This is a genomic window from Lysobacter sp. 05T417 (assembly GCF_056396405.1).
In genome coordinates this window covers 121,596-143,868 of sequence record NZ_JBFTLK010000003.1, presented here as the reverse complement: position 1 = coordinate 143,868, position 22,273 = coordinate 121,596, and the positions used below count along the sequence as shown (strand labels likewise).

Genomic DNA, 22,273 nt, shown 5'->3' with positions numbered 1-22,273 from the left:
GCCGCGGCACAAACGTCCCGTCAATCCGTGGGGGGCATCACGGCGCGCTGTCGAACAGGTGCTGCAGAACCGCCTCGCCATAGCGGTCCAGCTTGCTGCTGCCGATGCCGGGGATGCGCCCCAGTTCGTCGAGGTCGTCGGGCGCGGCTTCCGCGATCGCGCGCAGCGTGCTGTCGTGGAAGATCACGTAGGCCGGCACGTTCTGTTCGCGCGCGGTGGTGGCGCGCCATTGCCGCAGCGCATCGAAACGCAACTGCGAGTCGACGTCCAGCTCGATCATCTGCACCGTGGTCGCGCCACGCGCCTTGCGGCCGCGTGCGGGCTTGGGGGCTTCGTGACGGAAGCGCAGTTCGCGCTCGCCGCGCAGCACCGGGCCGCTGGACGCGGTCAGGCGCAGTGCGCCGTGATGTTCGACATCGGCTTCGAGCAGGCCGTTGGCGACCAGCTGGCGGAACACGCCGCGCCATTGCCGCTCGTCCAGGTCGTTGCCGATGGCGAAGGTGCTCAGTGTTTCATGGCCCCATTGCCGCACCTTTTCGGTGTCGGCGCCGCGCAGCACGTCGATGACGTGGCCGGCGCCGAAGCGCTGGCCGGTGCGGTACACGCACGACAGCGCCTTGCGCGCGGCCTGGGTGCCGTCCCAACTGCTCGGCGGCTCCAGACAGTTGTCGCAGTTGCCGCAGGCGCCCGGGTGCGGTTCGCCGAACCAGCCCAGCAGTGCCTGGCGCCGGCACTGGGTCGATTCGCAATAGCCGAGCAGTGCGTCGAGCTTGCCCAGCTCCAGGCGCTTGCGCTCCTCGCCCGCTTCGCCCTGCTGGATCATCTGGCGCAGGTTGACCATGTCGCCCAGGCCATAGCTGAGCCACAGTTCGGCCGGTGCGCCATCGCGGCCGGCGCGGCCGGTTTCCTGGTAGTAGCCCTCGATCGACTTGGGCAGGTCGACGTGGGCGACGAAGCGCACGTCGGGCTTGTCGATGCCCATGCCGAAGGCGATCGTCGCCACCATCACCACGCCGTCCTCCTGCAGGAAGCGGCGCTGGTTGCCTGAGCGTAGCTTTGCGTCCATGCCGGCGTGGTAGGGCAGGGCCTTGATCCCGGCGGCCTGCAGCTGCTCGGCCACGCTTTCCACCCGCTTGCGCGAGAAGGCGTAGACGATGCCGCTCTCGTCGCGATGGCCTGCCAGGAAGTCCAGCAACTGGCGCACGCCGGCGCCGTCCTTGTGCACCACGCGGTAGCGAAGGTTGGGGCGGTCGAAGGAGCTGACGAACTCGCGCGCGTCCTCCAGCGCCAGCCGCTCGGCGATCTCGCGCCGGGTCGGGGCGTCGGCGGTTGCGGTCAGGGCGATGCGCGGGATATCGGGCCAGCGCTCGTGCAGCACCGTCAGCTGGCGGTATTCCGGGCGGAAGTCGTGGCCCCATTGCGAGACGCAGTGGGCCTCGTCGATGGCGAACAGGCCGATGCGGGCGCGCTCGAGCAGCGACAGGAAGCGGCCGGTGAGCAGACGCTCGGGCGCGACGTAGAGCAGGTCGAGCTCGCCGGCGAACAACTGGCGTTCGACGTCCGCGGCCGTGGATGCATCCAGGGTGGAATTGAGGTAGGCCGCACGCACGCCGAGCTGGCGCAGCGCCTCGACCTGGTCCTGCATCAGCGCGATCAGCGGCGAGACCACCAGGCCGCAGCCATCGCGCAGCAGTGCCGGCAGCTGGTAGCACAGGGACTTGCCGCCGCCGGTGGGCATCAGCACCAGGGCGTCGCCGCCGCCGGTGACGTGTTCGACGATCTGCGCCTGTTCGCCGCGGAAAGCAGGGTGGCCGAAGGTGCGGCGGAGCAGATCGAGTGCGGGGTCGGACATGCGCCTAGTTTAGCGGGCGCGGCAGGGTCGACTGTCGGAAAAACAGTAACCAGCCCTCACCCCAACCCCTCTCCCGCACGCGGGAGAGGGGCCATGGCTGTCACTCGAGCAGCGAGCGCAGCATCCAGGCGTTCTTCTCGTGGGTCTGCAGGCGCCGGGTCATCAGGTCGACGGTCGGGTCGTCGCCGCCGTCATCGGCCAGCTTGAGCACCTTGCGCGCGGTCCGGGCCACGGCCTCGTTGCCGACGGTGAGCTGGCGGACCATCTCGCGCCAGTCGGGCGCCTCGGTCAGGCCGGGCTCTTCCGGAATCGAGCTCAGGCGGATGAACTCGGCGTACGAGCCGGGCGCGTTGTAGCCGAGCGCGCGCATGCGCTCGGCGGTCTCGTCCAGCGCCGTCCACTGCTCGGTGTACTGGCCTTCGAACATCACATGCAGGCTGTTGAACATTGGCCCGGTGACGTTCCAGTGGAAGTTGTGGGTCTTCAGGTAGAGCGTGAAGCTGTCCGAAAGGAACCGCGACAGGCCCTCGGCGATCTTCTTGCGGTCGGCGCCGCTGATCCCGATATCAATGCCCGGGTGGCTGGGCGCGGGTGCTGGCGGGGTCTTGGACTTGGCGGTTTTCTGTTTGGCCACTGTTTTTCTCCCTTAGCTGAGCATTGCGGGCGACAATAAGCCGTGCCGACCGCGAAATGAAATGGTTTTTGGCTTGTACTTCGATCGATGAAATCAATGGACCCGGCGCAGTCTAAGCAGCCCGATGTCAGTAACGCGTTACGCCAGGCCCGGCGCGCCATCGATGGCGCGCTGAGCCGTGACCGTGGGCGGCTGCATGGACTGTGGTCGCGCTGGAGCGGCAAGCCGGCGGACGAGCGCGCACGCGAGGCCTTCGCCCAGGCCCTGAGTGCGTCGGTCGCGCAGCGCCAGTCGCGGGCGGCGGCGCTGCCGCAGGCACCGGTCGACCCGGGCCTGCCGATCGCGGCCGAAGCCGAGCGCATCGTCGAGCTGATCCGCAAGCACCAGGTCGTCGTCATCGCCGGCGAGACCGGTTCGGGCAAGACCACCCAGCTGCCCAAGCTGTGCCTGGCCGCCGGCCGCGGCGCCGCCGGCATGATCGGCTGCACGCAGCCGCGCCGGATCGCCGCGCGTGCCGTGGCCCGCCGCGTCGCGGAGGAGCTGCAGACCCCGCTGGGCGGCGCGGTCGGCTACCAGGTCCGATTCACCGAGAATGTCGGCGAGCAGACCGCGGTCAAGTTCATGACCGACGGCATCCTGCTGGCCGAGATCCAGTCCGACCGCTGGCTGTCGCGCTACGACACCATCCTGATCGACGAGGCGCACGAACGCAGCCTCAACATCGATTTCCTGCTCGGCTACCTCAAGCAGCTGCTGCAGCGACGCCCGGACCTGAAGGTCATCGTCACTTCGGCGACGATCGACACCGAGCGCTTCGCCCAGCACTTCGGTGATGCGCCGGTGGTCAACGTCGAAGGCCGTGGCTATCCGGTCTCGGTGCGCTACCGCCCGCTGGGGGAAGGCGACGAAGAAGGAGGCGAGGGCGACCGCAGCGTCAACGATGGCATCGTCGCCGCCTGCGACGAGATCACCCGCGAGGACCCGCGCGGCGACGTGCTGATCTTCCTGTCCGGCGAGCGCGAGATCCGCGACGCCCACCAGGCGCTGGAACGACGCAAGTACCGCGAGACCGAAGTGCTGCCGCTGTATGCGCGCTTGTCGGTGCGCGACCAGGACCGCGTGTTCAATCCCGGGCCCAAGCGTCGCATCGTGCTGGCCACCAACGTCGCCGAAACCTCGCTGACGGTGCCGCGCATCCGCTACGTGGTCGATCCGGGCCTGGCCCGTGTCAAACGCTACAGCCCGCGCGGCAAGCTCGACCGCCTGCATATCGAACCGGTCAGCCAGGCCAGCGCCGACCAGCGCAAGGGCCGTTGCGGCCGCATCAGCGAGGGCACCTGCTACCGGTTGTATTCGGAGGCCGATTTCCTCTCGCGGGCGCGCTACACCGATCCGGAAATCCGCCGCGCCGCATTGGCCGGCGTGATCCTGCGGATGCTGTCGCTGGGCCTGGGCAACATCGAGGACTTCCCGTTCCTGGAACCACCCGATCCGCGTGCGGTCGCCGATGGCTGGCAACAGCTCGGCGAACTTGGCGCCGTCGACGAGGTGCGCCAGCTCACCGTCACCGGCAAGTTGATGTCGCGCCTGCCGGTCGACGTGAAACTGGCGCGCATGCTGGTGGCCGCCAACCAGCACGGCATGCTGCGCGAGATGCTGGTGATCGCGTCCTTCCTGGGCATCCAGGACCCGCGGGAGCGTCCGTCCGACCAGCGCGGTGCGGCCGACAACGCCCACGCCCAGTTCGCCGATGCGAAGTCGGAATTCGTCGGCATCCTCAAGCTGTGGGACGCCTACCAGGCCGCGCACGAAGACCTCACCCAGTCCAGGCTGCGCGGCTGGTGCGAGAAGCACTTCCTCGGCTTCCTGCGCATGCGCGAATGGCGCGAGCTGCACCGCCAGCTCAAGCTGATGGCCGACGAACTGGACTGGGCGAGTGAGCCGCGCCACGCCGAATTCGACCAGGCCGCCTACGCGACCCTGCATCGCGCGCTGCTGGCCGGCCTGCCGACGCAGATTGGCTTTCGAAGCGAGCGCGGCCAGTACGACGGCCCGCGCGGTCGCAAGTTCCAGTTGTTCCCCGGCTCGCCCTTGGCGAAGAAGCCGCCGCCGTGGGTGCTGTCGGCGACGCTGCTCGACACCGAGCGGGTGTGGTCGCTGACCAATGCCGCGATCGAACCGGACTGGGTCATCGCCGAGCTGCCGCACCTGCTGGCGCGGCGCCAGCACGACCCGCGCTGGGCGCGCTCGCAGGGACGCGTGGTCGGCAGCGAGCAGATCAGCCTGTTCGGCCTGGTGCTGGCTCCCAAGCGGCCTGTGCACTACGGCGCGCTGTTTCCGGAAGAGAGCCGCGCGATCTTCGCCCGCGATGCGCTGGTCACTGGCGAAATCAACACACGTTGCGCCTTCCTGCCGCGCAACCTGGCGACGCTGGCCAAGGCGCGCGATGAGGAGGCCAAGCAGCGCCGCAGCGGGCTGGTGGTCGAAGACGAATGGATGGCGCAGTGGTACCTCGACCGGCTGCCGCCGCAGGTGCACAACGCGCACGCCCTCGATGCGTGGTACGGCAAGCTGCCGGCGGCGGAGAAGGCGGCGCTGGAGTGGTCGCTGGCGGACCTGATGGTGGTCGACGAGAGCGATGCGCAGCGCTTCCCGCCGTACCTGGCGTTGGGCAACGCACGGCTGGCGGTGAAGTACCGGTTCGAACCGGGCGCCGGCGACGACGGCATGACCCTCGCCGTGCCGCTGCATCTGCTCAACGCGCTCGACCCGGTGCGGCTGTCATGGCTGGCGCCGGGTTTCGTCGCCGACAAGGCGGCGGCACTGATCAAGACGCTGCCCAAGACACTGCGCCGCAACTTCGTGCCGGCGCCGGATTTTGCCCGCGCCTTCCACGAGGCCCATCAGCAGCCGACGGCCGACAGCATCACCGGCGAACTGGCGCGTTTCCTTTCCAGGCTGGGTGGCGTCGCGGTTTCCGCGCTCGACTTCGACGAGACGGCACTGGAGCCGCACCTGCGCATGAACCTGAGCCTGCTCGAGGGCGATGGCAAGGGAGGCAAGGGCGGTAACGTGCTGGCCGAATCGCGCGACCTGGAGGAACTGCGCCGCCGCTTCGGCGAGCGCGCGGCGGCGGCCTTCGCGGCGCGCGCTGCCGACGGACTGGCGAAGCAGGGGCTGGTGACGTTCCCGGAAATGGCGATCCCGGTGTCGGTGCCCGGCGCCGGCGGCGTTCCGGCCTGGCCGGCCCTGCACGACGATGGCGACAGCGTGTCGCTGCGCGTGCATGCCGAAGCCGAGGTGGCCCGCCGCGAGCATCCGCGCGGCGTGCGCAGGCTGCTGGCGATCGCGCTGGCCGACAAGCTCAAGCAGGCGCGCAAGCAGTTGCCGGTGACGCCCAAGACCGGGCTGCTGTATGCCGCGATCGAGTCCGCGGCGCCGCGCAACGATGGATTGAAGGAAGGCGACCGCTTGCGCCTGGATCTCGTCGACGGCGCATTCGCGTCGCTGGCGGGCGAGGACGCCGACGGCGGCCTGGTCGACGTCCGCGACACTGCCGCATTTGCCGCGCGCCGCGACGTGATCGCCAGGCAGCTGTTCGCCGACGCGATGGAGCGCCTGCGCCAGGCCGAGGCCATCCTGGGCGCGGTCGCCGAGGCGCGGGCAAAACTGGAATCGCCGTTGATGGGCTGGGCCAGCGGCAATCTCGACGACATGCGCGCGCATCTGGCGGCGTTGACGCCGCCGGGCTTCCTGCGCAATGTCCCGGCGCAGGCGCTGCGCGAGTACCCGCGTTATCTCAAGGCGCTGGCGCTGCGCGGCGAGCGTGCGCTGCGCGACCCGGTCCGCGACCAGGCGCGCATGCTCGAGATCAAACCCTTCGCCGACGCCCTGGCCAACGCAGTCGCCGAAGGTGTCGGCGATGCGCCCCAGTGGCAGGCGCTGCGCTGGGACCTGGAAGAACTGCGGGTGTCGCTGTTCGCCCAGGAGCTGGGCGCGCGCGGTGGCGTGTCGCCGAAGAAGCTGGCGCAGCGGCTGGCGCAGCTACGACGCTGACGGCGCGCCCAGAAGGCGCGCTCAGTAGACGCGCTGCACCTTCACGCGCGGCGCCTGGCCTTCCATCTCCATGTACCAGGCGCCGAGGAAGCCCGGTGCGATGGTGACCTGCGGATTGCTGACCGGCTTGCCCAGGTAGAGGTTGCCGTCGATGACGCGCCAGCGCTGGCCGTTGTCGAGCAGCACGGTGTCGCCGCGCGACCAGGCGCGCACGTCGCCCTGCACGCTGGCGCTGAGCGCTTCGGCCGGCGGGCGCTTCTCGCGCAGGCCGGCCTGGGCCGTGCGATCGGCCACCGCGGCGTCGACCGCCGCGCCCTGGTCCTGGCTGAGCAGGTTGTTAAGCAGTGCCAGTTGCGCGGACGAGAGCGTGTCCAGGCCGGTGGCGTGCATCTGTTCGGCGTCGAGGCGCTGCTCCAGCGCGACGTACTCCTGGGCAGCATCGGCCGACGCCGACAGCACCGTGGCGGCAACGAAGAATCCGGCAAGCAACAAACGCATGGGAACGGGTCTCGGCTACGGGGAACGCGGGGGTGGCGTCTGGCGACGCCTCACTTCACCCGCTGCACCTTGGCGCGGGCGTTGAAACCTTCAATGGCCATGTACCAGGCAGAGCCAATCAGGCTGGGAGTGATCATCACGATCGGATTGGTGTTCTTGACGCCGGAAATGGTGACGTCGTCGATCTGCTGCCAGACCTGGCCGTTGTCGAGTGTATAGCTGCGGCCTTTGCCGAAGCCGGCGAAATTGGTGATCTTGCCGCCGATCGGCTCGCGCGAGGCGGCCGAGAAAAGCCCGCGATGGTCCTCTTCGGCGGCACTGTGCTTGGCGGTCTCGGCCGCCTTGGCGGTTTCGACCTTGACCTTGCCGTCGAGCCAGTCGTTGAGGTTGGACAGCTGTTCCGGGCTCAGTCGATCCAGGCCGGCGGCCTTGAACTGCTCTGGGGTCATCTGCTGTTCGATTTTCTGGGCGAATGCCGCGGTGGCGAGCGGCAGCATGGCGGCCAGCGCGAGCAAGCGGAGCGCGGGCAGGTAGGGGCGGGTCGAACGCATGCGCTGTTCCTCCAGACGGTTGCCCGCTAGTGTAGACCGCGTCGTCCCGGACCGTTCCACGCCACGCCCCCACCATGGCCACCGAGTCTCCACAGCTTGCCGCCGTGCTGGCGCATCCGATTGCCGCCGGCATCGCCGCGCCGTTGCGGCAGGCGATGGAGAAGGCCGCGAACGCGCCCGGCGCGCTGATCGATGCCGTCGATCCGCCACCGGTCGTGGCGAGCATGCTCGAAGCGCTGGTGCTGCTCGGCGCCGACGGCGACACCGCCGCTGCCGCGATCCTGCACGCCTATCCGGGCTGGCGGGCCGCATTGGGCCCGATCGAACGCGAGTTCCCGGCCGTCGCGCCGCTGATCGAGGGCCAGCGCGCCGCCGCCCAGGTCTGGGCGCTGCACGCCGAGCGCCACGGCCAGGCCGGCAACGAAGGACTGCGTCGCCTGTTGCTGGCGATCGTGCGCGACCTGCGCGTGGTGCCGATCCTGCTGGCGCGCCAGCTGGCGCGCATGCGCCACGCCGAGCCGCTGCCCGACGACGAGCGCCGCGAGCTGGCGTTGCTCACCCGCGACATCCATGCGCCGCTGGCCAATCGCCTGGGCATCTGGCAGCTCAAGTGGGAGCTGGAGGACCTGGCCTTCCGCTACCTGGAGCCGCAGACCTACCAGCAGATCGCGCGCCTGCTCGACGAAAAGCGCGTCGATCGCGAGCGCTACATCGAACAGGTCAAGCACACCCTGCGCGAGGCGATGGCGGCGCAGGGCGTGGTGGCCGAGATCGCCGGCCGGCCCAAGCACATCTACAGCATCTGGAAGAAGATGCAGCGCAAGAACGTGCCGATCGGCGAGCTCTACGACCTGCGCGCGGTGCGCGTGCTGGTCGACGACCTGGCCGGCTGCTACGCCGCACTGGGCGTGGTCCACGCCACGTGGGCGCCGATACCCAGCGAGTTCGACGACTACATCGCCCGGCCCAAGCGCAACGACTACCGCTCGCTCCACACCGCCGTGGTCGGGCCGGAAGGCAAGACCCTGGAAGTGCAGATCCGCACGCACGAGATGCACCGCCAGGCCGAACTCGGCGTGGCCGCCCACTGGAAGTACAAGGAAGTCGGCAGCCACAGCGCCGACGCCGCCTTCGATCGCAAGATCGCCTGGATGCGCCGCCTGCTGGAAGGCTCGGCCGAGGGCGGGCGCGAGGACGGCACGCTGTCGGGCGAGTTCGATACCGAACTGGTCGAGGACCGCATCTACGCGCTGACGCCCAAGGGTGAGGTCATCGACCTGCCAACCGGCGCCACGCCGCTGGATTTCGCCTATCACGTCCATACCGAGGTCGGTCACCGTTGCCGCGGCGCCAAGGTCGACGGTCGCATCGTCCCGCTCGACCACAAACTGCGCACCGGCGATCGCGTCGAGATCATGACCGCCAAGACGGGCGAACCCCGCCGCGACTGGCTGATCGCTGCCAACGGTTTCCTCGCCAGCAGCCGTTCGCGCGACAAGGTCCGCGCCTGGTTCCACAAGCTCGACCGTGCCCGCAACGAGACCGCCGGCAAGGACCTGCTCGACAAGGAACTGCGCCGGCTGGGACTGCTCGGCGCCGACCTCGCTCCGGCGCGGGAGAAGTTCAATCTCGCCAGCGATGGCGAGGTGTACGTGCAGGTGGCGCTGGGCGACATCGGCCCGCACCAGGTCGGCCGCGCCCTGCTCGAGCACGAGCGCGCCGCGTCCGCCGCCGCCGCCGCCGCGAGCACGGCCACGGCCGGCAGCACGCTCACCACGCCGCCACCGCCGCGAAAGGTTCCGCGCAGAAGTACCGACTTCACCGTCGAGGGCGTCGGCAACCTGCTGGTGCAGCTGGCGCGGTGCTGCCAGCCGTTGCCGGGCGAGCCGATCGTTGGCTACCTCACCCGTGGCCGTGGCGTCAGCGTGCACCGGCCCGGCTGCGTGGCCTTCCAGCGACTGGCCGCATCGCAGCCGCAGCGCGTGCTGCCGGTGGAGTGGGGCCGTGCCGGCAGTGGCTACGAGGTCGACATCGAGGTGCTCGCGCTGGACCGCAAATGGCTGCTCAAGGAAGTCACCAACCTGATCGCCCAGGGCAACGCCCATGTGCTGAGCATCCGCAGCGACGTCGAGCGCAATGGCGCGCGCGTACGCCTGCGGCTGCGTCTGCGCGTGGGCGATTACGGCCAGCTGTCGACCCTGCTGGGCAAGCTGGCCTCGCTGCCTGGCGTGGAGCACGCGCAGCGACGCTGAACGAATGGTGTCGGCTTTCTGCGTGCCGTCACCGTCATGAGGCTATGCTTGGCCGGTGACATCAGCTACGCCACATGAACCGGGAAATGCCAGTGTCGACGGCGCGGACAGCGTCCCGGCGGGGCGTGGCGACCGCATCGAGCCGCAATCTGCGCGCTGGAGCGACTGGAAGTGGGGCGACGACGAGCGCAGCGCCGAAAAAACCTGGCGCGACGACGGGCACGACGACTGGCAAGGATCCGGCCGTTGGGCCGATCGCACCGCCAGGCGCATGCGCTGGCGCGGCTGGGGCATCGGCGTCATGGCGGTGGTGTCGCTGGCATTGCTGCTGCTCCTGCTTCGCCAGCCGCTGTCGAACTGGCTGTGGCCGGACACGCGCGCGCAGCAACTGCAGGCCGACGCTTCGCAGGCACTGCAGCAAGGGCGGCTGACATCGCCCGACGGACGCGGCGCAAAGGAGCTCTACGCGGCCGCGCTCGCACTCGATCCCGACCGCAGCGAGGCCCGGCAGGGCATGGCCAAGGTCGGCCAGCAGGCCCTGATCCAGGCCGAGCGCGCGCTGGAACAGCGCGATTACCCATCAGCCCATCGCCAGATCGCGCTCGCGCGTGAACTGGCCGTGCCGCGTGCGCGCGTCGATGCGCTCGAGCAGCGCGTGCGCGAGCGCGAGGCCGGCGACTCCGGCGTCGACAAGCTCCTTGCCCAGGCCGCCGCCGCGCGCAAGGCCGGCCTGCTCGACGGTGGCGACAACGCCGCGTTGCCGTTGTACCAGCGCGTGCTGGCGCTGGAACCCAACCGCACCCAGGCGCTGGAAGGTCGCGAGGACACCCTGGCCGACCTGCTGCAGCAGGCCCAGGTTTCACTGGCGCGCGGCGATCTGGCCGAAGCCTCGGCGCGGATGCAGCGCGTGCAGGCCGCCGACGCCGGCCATGTCGATCTTCCCGATGCGCTTGCCGCACTCAACCGCGCGGCCGAACAACGCCGCGGCAGCGCCGACGCCGAGCTGCGCCGCGGCCGCCTGGCGCAGGCACTGGAAGGCTACCGCGCCGTGCTGGTGGCCATCCCCGCTGACGAACGCTCGCAGCGCGGCATCACGGCGGTGGCCAATGCCTACGCCGGGCGCAGCCAGCGCTACGCCGGCGATTTCCGTTTCAGCGATGCCGAGAAGGAATTGCTCGAGGCGCGTCGCGTCGATGCCGACGCGCCCGGCGTGGCAGCCGCCGAACAGCGCTTGGCGCAGTCGCGGCAATCGCAGCAGCGCTACGGCCAGCACGTGCCGACGGCCGAACGCCAGCGCCGGCTCGATCAGTTGCTGGCCGACGCGGCGCAGGCGGAATCGCGCGGCGACCTGCTGACCCCGCCCGGCGACAGCGCCTTCGACAAGCTGCGCGCGGCGCAGTCGATGGCGCCGCAGGATCCGAAGGTACGTTCGGCGATGACCCGCCTGCTGCCCGCGGCGCAGCGCTGCTTCGAATCGGAACTGCGTGGCAACCGGCTCAGCCGCGCACGCGAGTGCCTCGATGCGCGCGCCGTGCTGGAAGGCGATGGCCCGGCGTTGCGCGACTCGCGCCGGCGCCTGGCCCAGCGCTGGATCGCCGTGGGTGACGAGCGGCTGGGCGCGGGTGAACTTCGCGCTGCGCAGGACGCGCTATCGGCTGCGCGCGAACTCGATCCGCAGGCCAGCGGCCTGGGTGAGTTCGCCGACCGCCTGCGCCGCGCTTCGGCCGCCAACTAGGCAGGCAACCGCCGGACCTGTCGGCTCGCTCAGCTGCCTGAGCCGAGCAACACCCGACGCACCACCTCGCGTGCGGCATCGAGCGAGAAATGCCGTTCGACATTGGCCAGGCCATTGCCGGCCAGCCGCTGCCACAACGCTTCGTCGCGATACAGCCGCAGCACCGCCGAGGCGAAGCCGTTGGCGTCATCGGCGACCAGCACGTCCTCGCCATCGCGCAGGTGCATGCCCTCGACGGCGCAGGCCGTGGCCACCACCGGCTGGCCATGGGCCATGCTGAGGTTGACCTTGCCTTTGACGCCGGCGCCGTAGCGCAGCGGTGCCACGCAGATGCGGGCGCCATCCATGTACGGCGACAGGTCGGGCACATGGCCGTGTATTTTCACCCCCGGTTGCGCTGCCAGGGCGCTGATCTCCGCGGGCGTGTCGCTGCCGATGCAATGGAAGGTGATCTCCGGTGCCTGCGCGCGAATCAGCGGGAACACCTCGGCGACGAACCAGCGCACCGCATCGACGTTCGGCGGATGGCGGAAGCCGCCAACGAACACCAGGTCACGGCGTTGCGCGAACGGATGGCCGCGCCCTTGGACCTGGTGCAGGTTGGAAAGGATGTCGACCTGTGCGGCGGGTGCATCCCGGGCCAGCAGGTTGCGCTCGACTTCGCTGACCACCAGGGTAGCGTCGCTGCGCGCGATCATGTCCAGTTCCAGGGTGCGCGTGCGCTCGGACGCTCGCATCAGTGCCTGATCGGATGACAGCTCCGCTCCGCGCCGTTCGCGCAGGTAGTGCAGGTCGACGGTGTCGAACACGAGCCGCGCCTGCGGCGCGAACTTGCGCAGCAGCGGCAGCCATTCACGAAGCACGTAGTGGCGGCAGACCACGACTGTATCGAAGCGCCGGCCGTGCTCGCGCAGCCAGGCATGCGGACGGCTTGCGAACGGCGCATACCAGACCTCCACGCCCAACTGCTGGAGCGCTTCCGTATAGGCGCCCTCGTGCGCGCGATTGTCGGGCACGAAGACAACGTGGGCGCCTTCCTCCCGAAGAATTCGCATCATGTTGAACAGGCGCAGCGAACCAGAATCGCGGTCGGGCTTGGGGGTCAATGCATCAACGACCAGGACGCTTCGCCGGTACAGCGTGCCGATCAGTTGCGTCCCCGATACATGGTGATCGGGATGCTGCAGGAGCCGGCTGGCCCAGCGCTCATGGAACGTCCCCTGGTTGCGCACCTGGTAGGCCTTGACGCCACGGCGGACGTCGGTGCCGGTGGTTACGCCCTCGGCATGCACGACCACCGACGCCGGTTGGCAAATGACTTCCAGGCCGCGTTCGCGCACCTGCATCGCCAGCTCCGTGTCCTCGTAGAAGGCCGGCGTATAGCGAGCGTCAAAACCGCCAATGGACTCGAACAGCGCGCGCGGGATCGCCAGAGCTGCGCCCGAGCAGTAGTGGACCCGGCGTACGAAAGAGAATTCGGGTTCGTTGGCCGCGCGCAGACGACCGAGTTTGTCGGCCGAACCGTCGCGCCAGATCACGCCACCGGCTTCCTGCAGGCGTCCGTCCGGATAGACCAGGCGGGAGCCTGCCATGCCCGTGCCGGGCTGGCTGTCGAAGGTGGACAAGAGGACGTCCAGCCAGCCTGGCTGGGGCACGGTGTCGTTGTTGAGGAACACCAGATAGTCGCCGCGCGCTATCGAGGCGCCATCGTTGCAGGCAGCGATGAAGCCGCCGTTGCGGTCACGTCGCTGATAGCGCAGGCCCGCGATCTGCTGCAGGGATGCCTGAGTGCCGTCGGACGAGCCATCGTCGACAACAACTATCTCGATGTCGGCCGCTGGCGGGTGGGCGGCAATGGCCCGAAGGCACGCCAGGGTATGTTCGAAATGGTTGTATACGGGGATGACGACGCTTGCCCTGGGCGCCTTCGAAGACGGCACCTGGAACGGAGCGAATGGCTCGGCCGGGGGCAGGTACAGTGGCAGCCGCTGCGCTTGCGGGACGCGATGGAACTGCTTCTGGAGGCGCTCCCAGGACGCGCGGATCCCGCGCGTGCGCAGGCTGGTCAATCCCCGCCGGAACAATCCGGTTCCCCGGTCGTATAGAAACCGCACTTCGGTCCAGCTCAGGCCCATCGATCACTCGTCATTCTGAAGATTCCTTAACGCAGACTTTGCCGCGGCCACGCCCGTGCGGGGTGGCCGGCCGGCTGCGATAGACTCGCGGCCAAGAGGGCGCAGCCCTGACATTGTCCCATGCCGCCCCACTTATGCCAGCACGCCACACCATCGACTACGACGAAGACGAATCCACCGACGACAGCCAGCCCCCGCAGTGGCGGCGGCGTCTGGTTACCTGGCTGCTGGCCGCGGTCGGGCTGGGCTTGGGTTTCCTCATTCCCTACACGCTGTACCTGAACCACGAGGTCGGTGAGCGCTTCGGCCAGCTGCGCTGGCAGATTCCGACCCGGGTCTACGCGCGCCCGCTGGAACTCGCTCCGGGGCTGGCGCTCGATGCGACCACCCTCAAGACCGAGCTCGATGCCGCCGCCTACCACGCCGGCGACGGCGTCCGCGCCGGCAGCTATTCGCGCGACGGCGGCAAATGGCAGATCTCCAGCCGCGGCTTCAGCGACGTCGACGGCGCGGTTCCGGCGCGGCGGATCGAAGTGGTGCTGTCGGGCAGCCGCGTTGCCAGCGTGCGCGATGTCGACAAGAAGCGGCCGCTCAAGACGGTGCGGCTCGACCCGGCCCGTATCGCCACGCTGTACGGCCAGAAGCAGGAAGAGCGCCGCCTGGTGCGCCTGAAGGAAGTGCCCGAACTGCTGGTCACCGGCCTGCAGGCCGTCGAGGACCGCGACTTCAACAGCCACCACGGCATCGACGTGACCGGCATGCTGCGCGCGGCGTTCAAGAACGTTGCCGCCGGCCGCGCAAAACAGGGCGCGAGCACGCTGACCCAGCAGCTCGCCCGCAGCGGCCTGCTCGGCATCGGTCGCGAGCAGACCCTGACCCGCAAGGGCAAGGAGATCCTCTACGCGCTGCTGATCGAGGCCCGCTACGACAAGGGCACGATCCTGGAGGCCTATTTCAACCAGGTCTACCTCGGCCAGCGCGGCGCGCAGGCGATCCACGGCGTCGCCGCCGGCTCGGAATTCTGGTTTGGCCGCGACCTGGCCGACTTGAGCACCGAACAGATCGCACTGCTCATCGGCATCGTCCGCGGGCCGTCGTACTACGACCCGCGCCGCAATCCCGAACGTGCGCTTGAGCGGCGCAACTTCGTCCTCGGCGAGATGCGCGAAACCACGCTCATCGATGACGCCCAATACCAGCGCGCGCTGAAGGCGCCGCTGGGCGTGACCAGGGACCCGGGCAGCATCGCCGCCAACCGCTTCCCGGCCTACGTCGACCTGGTCCGCCGCCAGCTCGCCCGCGACTATCCCGCCGATGCACTGTCCGGTGCCGGCCTGAGCGTGATGAGCGGCATGTCGCCGTCGGCGCAGGCGATGGCCGAAGGCGCCGTCGCGCGCACCCTCAAGAGCCTGGACAACAAGCGCCGGCCACCGCTGCAGACCGGTCTTGTGGTGACCGACGTGCACAACGGCGAAGTCGTCGCCGTGGTCGGCAGCCGCAGCGTCACCGAGCATGGCTTCAACCGCGCGGTCGAGGCGCAGCGCCCGGTCGGTTCGCTGCTCAAGCCGTTCGTCTACCTGCTGGCGCTGGCGCAGCCGGGCAAGTACTCGCTGGCCAGCTGGGTCGACGATGCGCCCGTCACGGTCGCACTGGGCAAGAAGAAGAACTGGAACCCGGGCAACTCCGACGGCCGCAGCCACGGCACCGTGCGCCTGATCGACGCACTGGCGATGTCCTACAACCAGGCCACGGTGCGCGTGGGCATGCAGGTCGCTCCCGAGCGCATCGCCAGCCTGATCAAGACCCTGGCCGGCATCGAGACCGAGCCAAACCCGGCGCTGATCCTGGGTGCGGTCGACCAGAGCCCCTACGCGATGGCGCAGCTGTACCAGTTCCTGGCATCCGGCGGCGAGATCCAGCCGCTACATGCCGTGCGCGGCGTGCTCGACGCCAATGGCCGTGCGCTCAACCGCTACGACAAGGACCCCGCGCCGGCGCAGGAAGGCGACGCCATCGCCGCGCGCCTGATCACCATCGCGCTGCAGCAGGCGGTGTCGAACGGCACCGGCAGCCAGCTGGTCCGCGACGGCCTCGGCCGCCTCTCGCCGGCGGGAAAAACCGGCACCAGCAACGACGGCCGCGACAGCTGGTTCGCAGGCTGGACGGGCGATCACCTGGCGGTGATCTGGGTCGGCAATGACCAGAACCAGACCACCGGCCTGTACGGCGCCACCGGTGCCATGCGGGTGTGGTCGGGGATCTTCTCGCACTTGCCCAGTGCGCCGCTGAAGGTCGGCGACAAGGGCATCGACTGGCAGTGGACCATTGCCAGCAACACCACCGATCCCGATTGCATGGGTGCGCGCCGCTTCGCCTACGTCGCCGGCTTCGCTCCCGGCTACGCGCCGTGCCCGGCGCCGGAACCGGTGGCCGAGGAAGGTCAGGGCGGCTGGCGCGAGTGGTTCGGCTTCGGCCACAAGGACGAGGAAAAGCCGGCCGAGCCGGCCGCGGAGGCACCGCCGCCGCAGCAGCAGGAGAACCTGCCGTGACGAGGTTGAAGTCGCAGGCCACGACGCTGGCGCTGGCAATCGCGCTGCTGTCGGCCTGCAGCACCACGCCGCCGCCGACGCCGGTACCCGTGTTCGACGCGCCTGCCGCGGTCCGCGCGGTTCGCGCCACCGGCGGTGCAGCCAGCAGCGAACTGGACGTGCAGCCGCTGCGCGACCCGCAGGTCGAGGACCTGCGCAAGGACGCCGAGCAACTGGAGAAGGCGGGCCAGTATCCGCAGGCGGCCGCGGCGCTGGACCATGCCCTGCAGCTCAATCCGGACGACCCGGCGCTGCTGCAGGAGCGCGCCGAGGCAGCGCTGCTGAACGAGCAGTTCGACGACGCCGAGCGCTTTGCCCGCCAGGGCCTGGACGGCGGCTCCAAGGTCGGGCCGTTGTGCCGCCGCCACTGGGAAACGATCGCCCAGGTCCGCCAGGCCAGGGCCAGGGCGCTTCCGGTGGAAGTTCCTGACGCTCCCAGCGCCGCCGATGCCCGCCGTGAGCGCGACGCCTGCACCATCGCCGCACCGCCGCGATACTGAAATGCGAGCGACAATGGTGGGTGCTGGAAGCGGTGGCCCCGCAGGGTCGCCAGCAAGCCGGCCCCCTCATCGGATCGCACATGACTTTGCCTCGCCCCCGCACGCAGGACCGCCCAGCGCATGAGTAATCGCCTCAGCGAGGCGAGCCGTGCGGCCCTGGCCGACGGCGGCGAACTCTCGCGCAACATCCCGGCCTTCACCACGCGAATCGCCCAGCAGGATCTCGCCGCGGCGATCGCCGATGCCGTCGACAGCCGCGGCACGCTGCTGGCCGAAGCCGGCACCGGCACCGGCAAGACCTTCGCCTATCTCGTGCCGGCGCTGCTGTCGGGCAAGAAGACGATCGTCTCCACCGGCACCCGCGCGCTGCAGGACCAGCTCTACCACCGCGACCTGCCGCGCGTGCGCGACGCCCTCGGCATCGGCCTGAAGACCGCGCTGCTCAAGGGCCGCGCCAACTATCTGTGCCACTACCGCATGCGCCAGGCGCAGGGCGAGCCGCGCTTCGCCACGCGCGAGATGGCCGCGCAGTTCCAGCGCATCGTCGCCTGGTCGGGGCGCACGCGTATGGGCGACCTGGCCGAACTGGACGCCCTGCCGGAAGACTCGCCGCTGCTGCCGATGGTCACCAGCACCACGGAGAACTGCCTGGGCAGCGAGTGCCCGTTCTTCGCCGACTGCTTCGTGGTGCAGGCGCGGCAACGCGCACAGGCGGCCGATCTGGTCGTGGTCAACCATCACCTGCTGCTGGCGGACCTGGCGCTCAAGCAGGAGGGTTTCGGTGAAATCCTGCCGGGCGCGCAGACCTTCGTCGTCGACGAGGCGCACCAGCTGCCCGAGTTGGCCGCGCAGTTCTTCGGCGAAGCGCTGAGTGCGCGGCCGCTGGTGGAACTGGCCCGCGATGCGCTGACCGAGTGCAAGCAGGTGCCCTCGGCACTGGCCGCGGTGCAGGATCCGGCACGCGCGCTGGAGCAGAGCGTGCGCGCGCTGCGTGCGGCGATGGACGAGCTGCCGGTGCGTGGCACGCGCAGGCGCGCTGCCGAAGAACCGGCGGTCGAAGAGGCCTTCGACGGCCTGGCCGATGCTTTGCGCCAGTTGCACAACGTGCTGGCGCCGCTGGCACCGGCATCGCCGGGCTTCGACGCCTGCGCGGCGCGTGCCGTCGAGTTCGAAGGGCGGCTGCAGCGATGGCGCGACGACTCGGCCGAAACTGGCGCGCAGGAAGGCGACGCGCAGGACGACGACGAGTTCGCCGACGACTTCGCCCAGCTCGACGCCGCCGCCGCCGACGCAGCAGACGCCGCCGCAAAGGCCAAAGCCGCGAAGAAGAAACGCGACGACGGCAGCGTGCTCTGGTACGAGCTGACCGCGCGCGGGTTCCGACTCAGCCGCACCCCGCTTGACGTCGCAGGGCCACTCGCGCAGCACCGCGCGCAGTCGCATGCGGCCTGGATCTTCACCTCGGCCACGCTCGCCGTCGGCGGCCGCTTCGAGCACTACGCGATCAAGCTCGGCCTGTACCTCAAGGGCGACGATCCGCCGCAGACACTGCTCGTGCCGAGCCCGTTCGACTGGGAAAGGCAGGCGCTGTGCTATCTGCCGCGCGGCCTGCCCGATCCGACCGTGCGCAACTACAACGAGAGCATGGTCGAGAAGATCCGGCCGGTGCTCCAGGCGTCGGGCGGGCGCGCGTTCGTGCTGTTCGCCTCGCACCGTGCCTTGCGCGAGGCGGCCGAACTGCTCAAGGGTGGTCCGTGGCCGTTGTTCGTGCAGGGCGAAGCGCCGCGACCGGTGTTGCTCGAACGCTTCCGCGCCTCCGGCAATGGCGTTCTGCTGGGCGCAGCCAGTTTCCGCGAAGGCGTGGACGTGGCCGGCGATGCGCTCAGCGTGGTGGTGATCGACAAGCTGCCGTTTGCCGCTCCGGACGACCCGGTGTTCGAGGCGCGGCTGGACGCGATCCGCCGCAATGGTGGCAACCCGTTCCGCGATGAGCAGCTGCCGCAGGCGGTGATCGCGCTCAAGCAGGGCGCCGGTCGCCTGATCCGCAACGAGCAGGACCGCGGCGTGCTGGTCCTGTGCGACCCGCGCCTGACCAGCAAGACCTACGGCAGCGTCTTCCTCAACTCGCTGCCGCCGCTGCCGAAGACACGGCATGTGGAGGATGTCGGCGCGTTCTTCGCCGAAGTGCCGGAAGACGCCACCGCGGAGCCTGACGTCGAATAGGAGGCAGCTGTCGAAAGACGGGTCCGTACAAGCCTGTACGGGCGAAAACCAAACATCATGGATGATGCATGGCTACCAGTTGTTGCAGTTTCAGGCTTGCCGACTCGGAAAGAGAGCGCTTTCGCGAATCAATCGGCTCAATCCAGTACGATCCCACTGTGGCACCGCCTACGTAACTGACGTGAGAATTGCGGCGCAATCGGCGCTCCCGCGCCGGGTGGTCGATGCCCTTGCCGAGCAGCGCGCTTCGCTCAGTCCGCAGTCGCATCTGATCTTTGACAACCTTCCTGTCGACGAGGAAGTGTTTACCACTCCTAGCCCAAACAGATTCGATCCGTCCTGCAAGAGCGGCGTAGTGAGCGAGAACTCCGTGATGGCATTCGCAGCAACACTTGGCGAGCCATACTCCATCGCCTTCGAGGGACCGGAGGTGGTCAATAACTTGATTCCGGCGCCAGGATCAAGGGCGGAGTACACCGGTCTTGGCTCCGAGCTCGAGCTGGATTTTCACATCGAGAATGCCGCGCTAAAGTGCATGGGGGAGCGAAATTTCTCGCCGTTGGGGCTCGTACTTGCCGGGGTGCGTCATGACCCCAACGGACCAAGCACGCGGCTGTCCGACGCGCGATGCGCATTGGAGCGACTTTCGAGCGAGACTGTTGCGGAACTGATGAGGCCTTCGTACCGCATCAGAGTGCCTTATCGCTGGAGAGGGGCAGGGGAGGCAGGGTTGGAGCGAACCGGTCCTGTTCCGATGGTGAGCGGAAACCCAGACTTTCCCGAAGTGTATGCCGTGTTCTACGGAGACATGGTGGAGTCCATGGGTGAGCCATCCAGGCGGGCCCTGCAGCTGTTCCATGAACAGATAAAGGCCTGCTCCCTCGCGATCGACGTCGTTCCTGGACGTCTGCTCTACATCGATAATCGCTTCACCCTTCACTCAAGAGATGCCTTCCAGCCGACGTTCGACGCCTTCGGGAATCCATTGCGTTGGGTGCAGCGTGCATTCATCGCGTCGAATTTGTGGAATCACCGAAATCTTGTGCGAGTTCAGAGGCGGGTTTTCATGCCTGTCGAAGTGGCCGCATGATCGAGGTCCTCGAGGCGGTCTTTCCAATCTTCTTGCTCATAGTTGCTGGCGCGATTGCGAAGCGTTGCTTCATAGGCAGTGATGACTTCTGGTCGACGGCAGACAAGCTGGTCTACTACCTGTTGTTTCCGTCTTTGCTGGTACTTGACGTCAGCGGTGCCAGGTTCTCGGGTGGCGAAGCCTTCCCGGGCGTCGTTGCAGCCGTTGGGGCGACGATGGTCGTTGCGTTGGTCGCCTTTGCCGTGCAGGCGATTACAAGCCTCCCAAGCGATGTGTTCACCTCGATATTCCAAGGGGCCGTCCGCTACAACTCCTACGTCTTTATTGCGCTTTCGCAGTCGTTGTTCGGGGAGGACGGGGTGGCCATCTCCGGCGTATTCGTCGCCTACATGATCGTACTGACGAACGTGATGAGCGTGATGGTGTTGAATCGCTACTGTGCAGACGGCAGAAGGAGCTTCGGCAGCATGCTAGTCGCGCTGCTCAAGAATCCATTGATTGGTGGGGCGCTCCTTGGCGTCGTCTTGAATGTATGTGGCGTGAAGATTCCCGAGTTTCTGGTGCAAGTGTTCCGCTATCTCGGCGGTGCGGCTACGCCCTTGAGTCTGATGTCGGTAGGAGCGGGGCTAATCTTCGTGACTCAGGTCCGCAAGATCACGATCACGCTGTATTCGTCCGGATTGAAACTTTTGGTGATGCCGGCCATTACCCTCGCACTCCTCAAGTTCCAAGGCGTGGCCGGCGTGTCGGGGAACATAGCGCTGTTGTATGCCGCCGCCCCGTGTGCAGGAAATGCCTACATTCTGGCCCGTCAGATGGGCGGCGATACAGAGGCAATGGCGTCGATCATCACTTGGACGACGGTCGGATCTCTGGCAACGATCACCGTCATCCTGAGCCTGGTAACGCTGTAGATGACCACTCCTGAACTACCACTGCTCGACTATTCGGCCTTGCTTGAGTTGGCAGCGCATACCTGCGGCATTTCCATCGCCTGTGCGTGCAGCCGTCCCGTGCCTCGCGCTTGGACAAGCATGCCACTGTCACTACCCAACACGCTGCTGGACGAGGTCGCGACGCTGCGCGGATCTTCGGCGGAAGAGTTGACGTTCGAGGAGTTCCATCCGGCTGGAACAAACTTCTGGTCCGAGGACGCTCCCATTGCCATGGGGTTCTACCCGTATAACGACTGCACGGTATGGTCGTGCAGGCGATGCGGCCGTTCATTCCTGTTCTACGTCGAGGGGGGAGGCTATTTCGTGGATCGACGAATCCGGCTTCTTTCCCTGGATCTGGTCAGGGCCGCCGAGACCTGAGTCGAACTGGACCCTTCGCCGGTGAAGGCCTGGCCAGCTCGGGGAGTCGTTCGGGGGCAGTAGAATGTTGTCATTCCCAGGTAGAGGCCCGGTTGACCCATGAAGCTCCTCGCCTTCGAAACCGCCACCGAAGCCCTCTCCGTCGCCGTGCTGGTCGACGGCGAGGTGCGCGAACGTTTCGAGCTGGCGCCACGCCGCCATGCCGAGCTGGCGTTGCCATGGGCCGATGAATTGCTGGCGCAGGCCGGCGTCGCGCGCTCGCAGCTCGATGCGATCGCCGTTGGCCGTGGACCGGGCGCCTTCACCGGCGTGCGCCTGGCGATCGCGGTGGTGCAGGGCATCGCCATGGCGCTCGATCGCCCGGTCGTGCCCGTGTCGACTCTGGCGGTATTGGCCATGCGCGCCGATCAGCGTTCCGTTGCCCGCGCGGACGAGGGAGCGCGCGTGCTCGCCGCGATCGACGCGCGGATGGGAGAGGTTTACTCGGCGGCATTCCTGGTTCGCGACGGCGATGCGCATGCCTTGTCGGCTGAATCCGTGTGCGCGCCAAACCTGGTGACGCTGCCTGATGCATCGCGCAACTGGCTCGGCGTGGGCACCGGTTTCGGCGCGGCCGAGGGTGCCCTGGCGCAGCATCTGGGCGGTCGCGTCATCGCCGTCGATCCGACGCAGTTGCCACATGCAGCCGATGTCGCTCGCCTGGCGGCGCATGCGTTTTCACGTGGCGAAGCGGTCGCGCCGGAACGGGTCGAGCCGGCCTACCTGCGCAACAACGTCGCATTGACGATTCGCGAGCAGCAGGCATTGCGCGACTCGCGCTGACGCACTGTTCCCGGTCAGCGC

At 68.3% G+C, this 22,273-nt stretch carries 15 protein-coding genes; 10 read left to right on the top strand and 5 right to left on the bottom strand.

The genetic code is table 11. From position 1 onward, the window contains the following. Nucleotides 1-37: 37 nt before the first annotated feature. Both recQ and AC1DER_RS06600 read right to left on the bottom strand, forming a co-directional pair. A complete protein-coding gene (recQ, locus tag AC1DER_RS06605; protein ID WP_477247435.1) occupies nucleotides 38-1,852 on the bottom strand; it encodes a DNA helicase RecQ in 1,815 nt (604 codons plus the stop codon). A gap of 100 nt (nucleotides 1,853-1,952) precedes the next feature. After that, entirely contained in the window at nucleotides 1,953-2,486 is a 534-nt protein-coding gene (locus tag AC1DER_RS06600; protein ID WP_441817637.1) for a Dps family protein, read from the bottom strand. 96 nt (nucleotides 2,487-2,582) lie between these two features. Here AC1DER_RS06600 and hrpA point away from each other — a divergent pair, with 96 nt between their 5' ends. Continuing rightward, the gene (gene hrpA / locus AC1DER_RS06595; protein WP_477357825.1) at nucleotides 2,583-6,542 is read left to right on the top strand and encodes an ATP-dependent RNA helicase HrpA; all 3,960 of its coding nucleotides are present in this window, start codon (nucleotides 2,583-2,585) and stop codon (nucleotides 6,540-6,542) included. 21 nt (nucleotides 6,543-6,563) lie between these two features. Here the strand turns inward: hrpA and AC1DER_RS06590 are convergent, their stop codons facing one another. Together AC1DER_RS06590 and AC1DER_RS06585 are read right to left on the bottom strand one after the other, a co-directional pair. Then, the gene (locus tag AC1DER_RS06590) at nucleotides 6,564-7,040 is read right to left on the bottom strand and encodes a hypothetical protein (protein ID WP_477247200.1); all 477 of its coding nucleotides are present in this window, start codon (nucleotides 7,038-7,040) and stop codon (nucleotides 6,564-6,566) included. Nucleotides 7,041-7,090: 50 nt separating this feature from the next. Continuing rightward, a complete protein-coding gene (locus tag AC1DER_RS06585) occupies nucleotides 7,091-7,591 on the bottom strand; it encodes a hypothetical protein (protein WP_441817635.1) in 501 nt (166 codons plus the stop codon). A 74-nt stretch (nucleotides 7,592-7,665) separates the two neighbouring features. Between AC1DER_RS06585 and AC1DER_RS06580 the strand changes: the two genes are divergently transcribed. Continuing rightward, complete coding sequence (locus tag AC1DER_RS06580; RefSeq protein WP_477247197.1) at nucleotides 7,666-9,843, top strand: RelA/SpoT family protein; 2,178 nt, start codon at nucleotides 7,666-7,668, stop codon at nucleotides 9,841-9,843. Nucleotides 9,844-9,898: 55 nt separating this feature from the next. Continuing rightward, entirely contained in the window at nucleotides 9,899-11,578 is a 1,680-nt protein-coding gene (locus tag AC1DER_RS06575) for a tetratricopeptide repeat protein (protein WP_477247195.1), read from the top strand. A gap of 29 nt (nucleotides 11,579-11,607) precedes the next feature. Here the strand turns inward: AC1DER_RS06575 and AC1DER_RS06570 are convergent, their stop codons facing one another. Further along, on the bottom strand, nucleotides 11,608-13,713 hold the full coding sequence (locus AC1DER_RS06570) for a glycosyltransferase (protein WP_477247193.1): 2,106 nt from the start codon (nucleotides 13,711-13,713) through the stop codon (nucleotides 11,608-11,610). A 134-nt stretch (nucleotides 13,714-13,847) separates the two neighbouring features. Between AC1DER_RS06570 and mrcB the strand changes: the two genes are divergently transcribed. The 7 genes from mrcB to tsaB all read left to right on the top strand — a co-directional run bounded on the left by mrcB (nucleotide 13,848) and on the right by tsaB (nucleotide 22,252). Further along, complete coding sequence (gene mrcB / locus AC1DER_RS06565) at nucleotides 13,848-16,262, top strand: penicillin-binding protein 1B (RefSeq protein ID WP_477357779.1); 2,415 nt, start codon at nucleotides 13,848-13,850, stop codon at nucleotides 16,260-16,262. Further along, nucleotides 16,259-16,801 carry a tetratricopeptide repeat protein gene (locus tag AC1DER_RS06560; protein WP_477247189.1) on the top strand — a complete coding sequence of 181 codons (543 nt, stop codon included), beginning with the start codon at nucleotides 16,259-16,261 and terminating at the stop codon, nucleotides 16,799-16,801. Before mrcB ends, AC1DER_RS06560 begins: the two co-directional genes overlap by 4 nt. A 120-nt stretch (nucleotides 16,802-16,921) precedes the next feature. Further along, nucleotides 16,922-19,024, top strand: coding sequence for an ATP-dependent DNA helicase (locus AC1DER_RS06555; RefSeq protein WP_477357776.1), 2,103 nt, complete (start codon nucleotides 16,922-16,924; stop codon nucleotides 19,022-19,024). Between the two features lie 61 nt (nucleotides 19,025-19,085). Beyond that, nucleotides 19,086-20,114, top strand: a complete 1,029-nt coding sequence (locus AC1DER_RS06550; RefSeq protein WP_477247185.1) for a TauD/TfdA family dioxygenase — start codon at nucleotides 19,086-19,088, stop codon at nucleotides 20,112-20,114. Further along, nucleotides 20,111-21,028: an AEC family transporter gene (locus AC1DER_RS06545; RefSeq protein ID WP_477247183.1), complete on the top strand. Its 918-nt coding sequence runs from the start codon at nucleotides 20,111-20,113 to the stop codon at nucleotides 21,026-21,028. The genes AC1DER_RS06550 and AC1DER_RS06545 overlap by 4 nt, the downstream gene beginning before the upstream one ends. Beyond that, the gene (locus tag AC1DER_RS06540) at nucleotides 21,029-21,430 is read left to right on the top strand and encodes a hypothetical protein (protein ID WP_477247181.1); all 402 of its coding nucleotides are present in this window, start codon (nucleotides 21,029-21,031) and stop codon (nucleotides 21,428-21,430) included. 99 nt (nucleotides 21,431-21,529) lie between these two features. Further along, nucleotides 21,530-22,252, top strand: a complete 723-nt coding sequence (tsaB, locus tag AC1DER_RS06535; protein WP_477247178.1) for a tRNA (adenosine(37)-N6)-threonylcarbamoyltransferase complex dimerization subunit type 1 TsaB — start codon at nucleotides 21,530-21,532, stop codon at nucleotides 22,250-22,252. The last annotated feature ends 21 nt before the right edge of the window (nucleotides 22,253-22,273 follow it).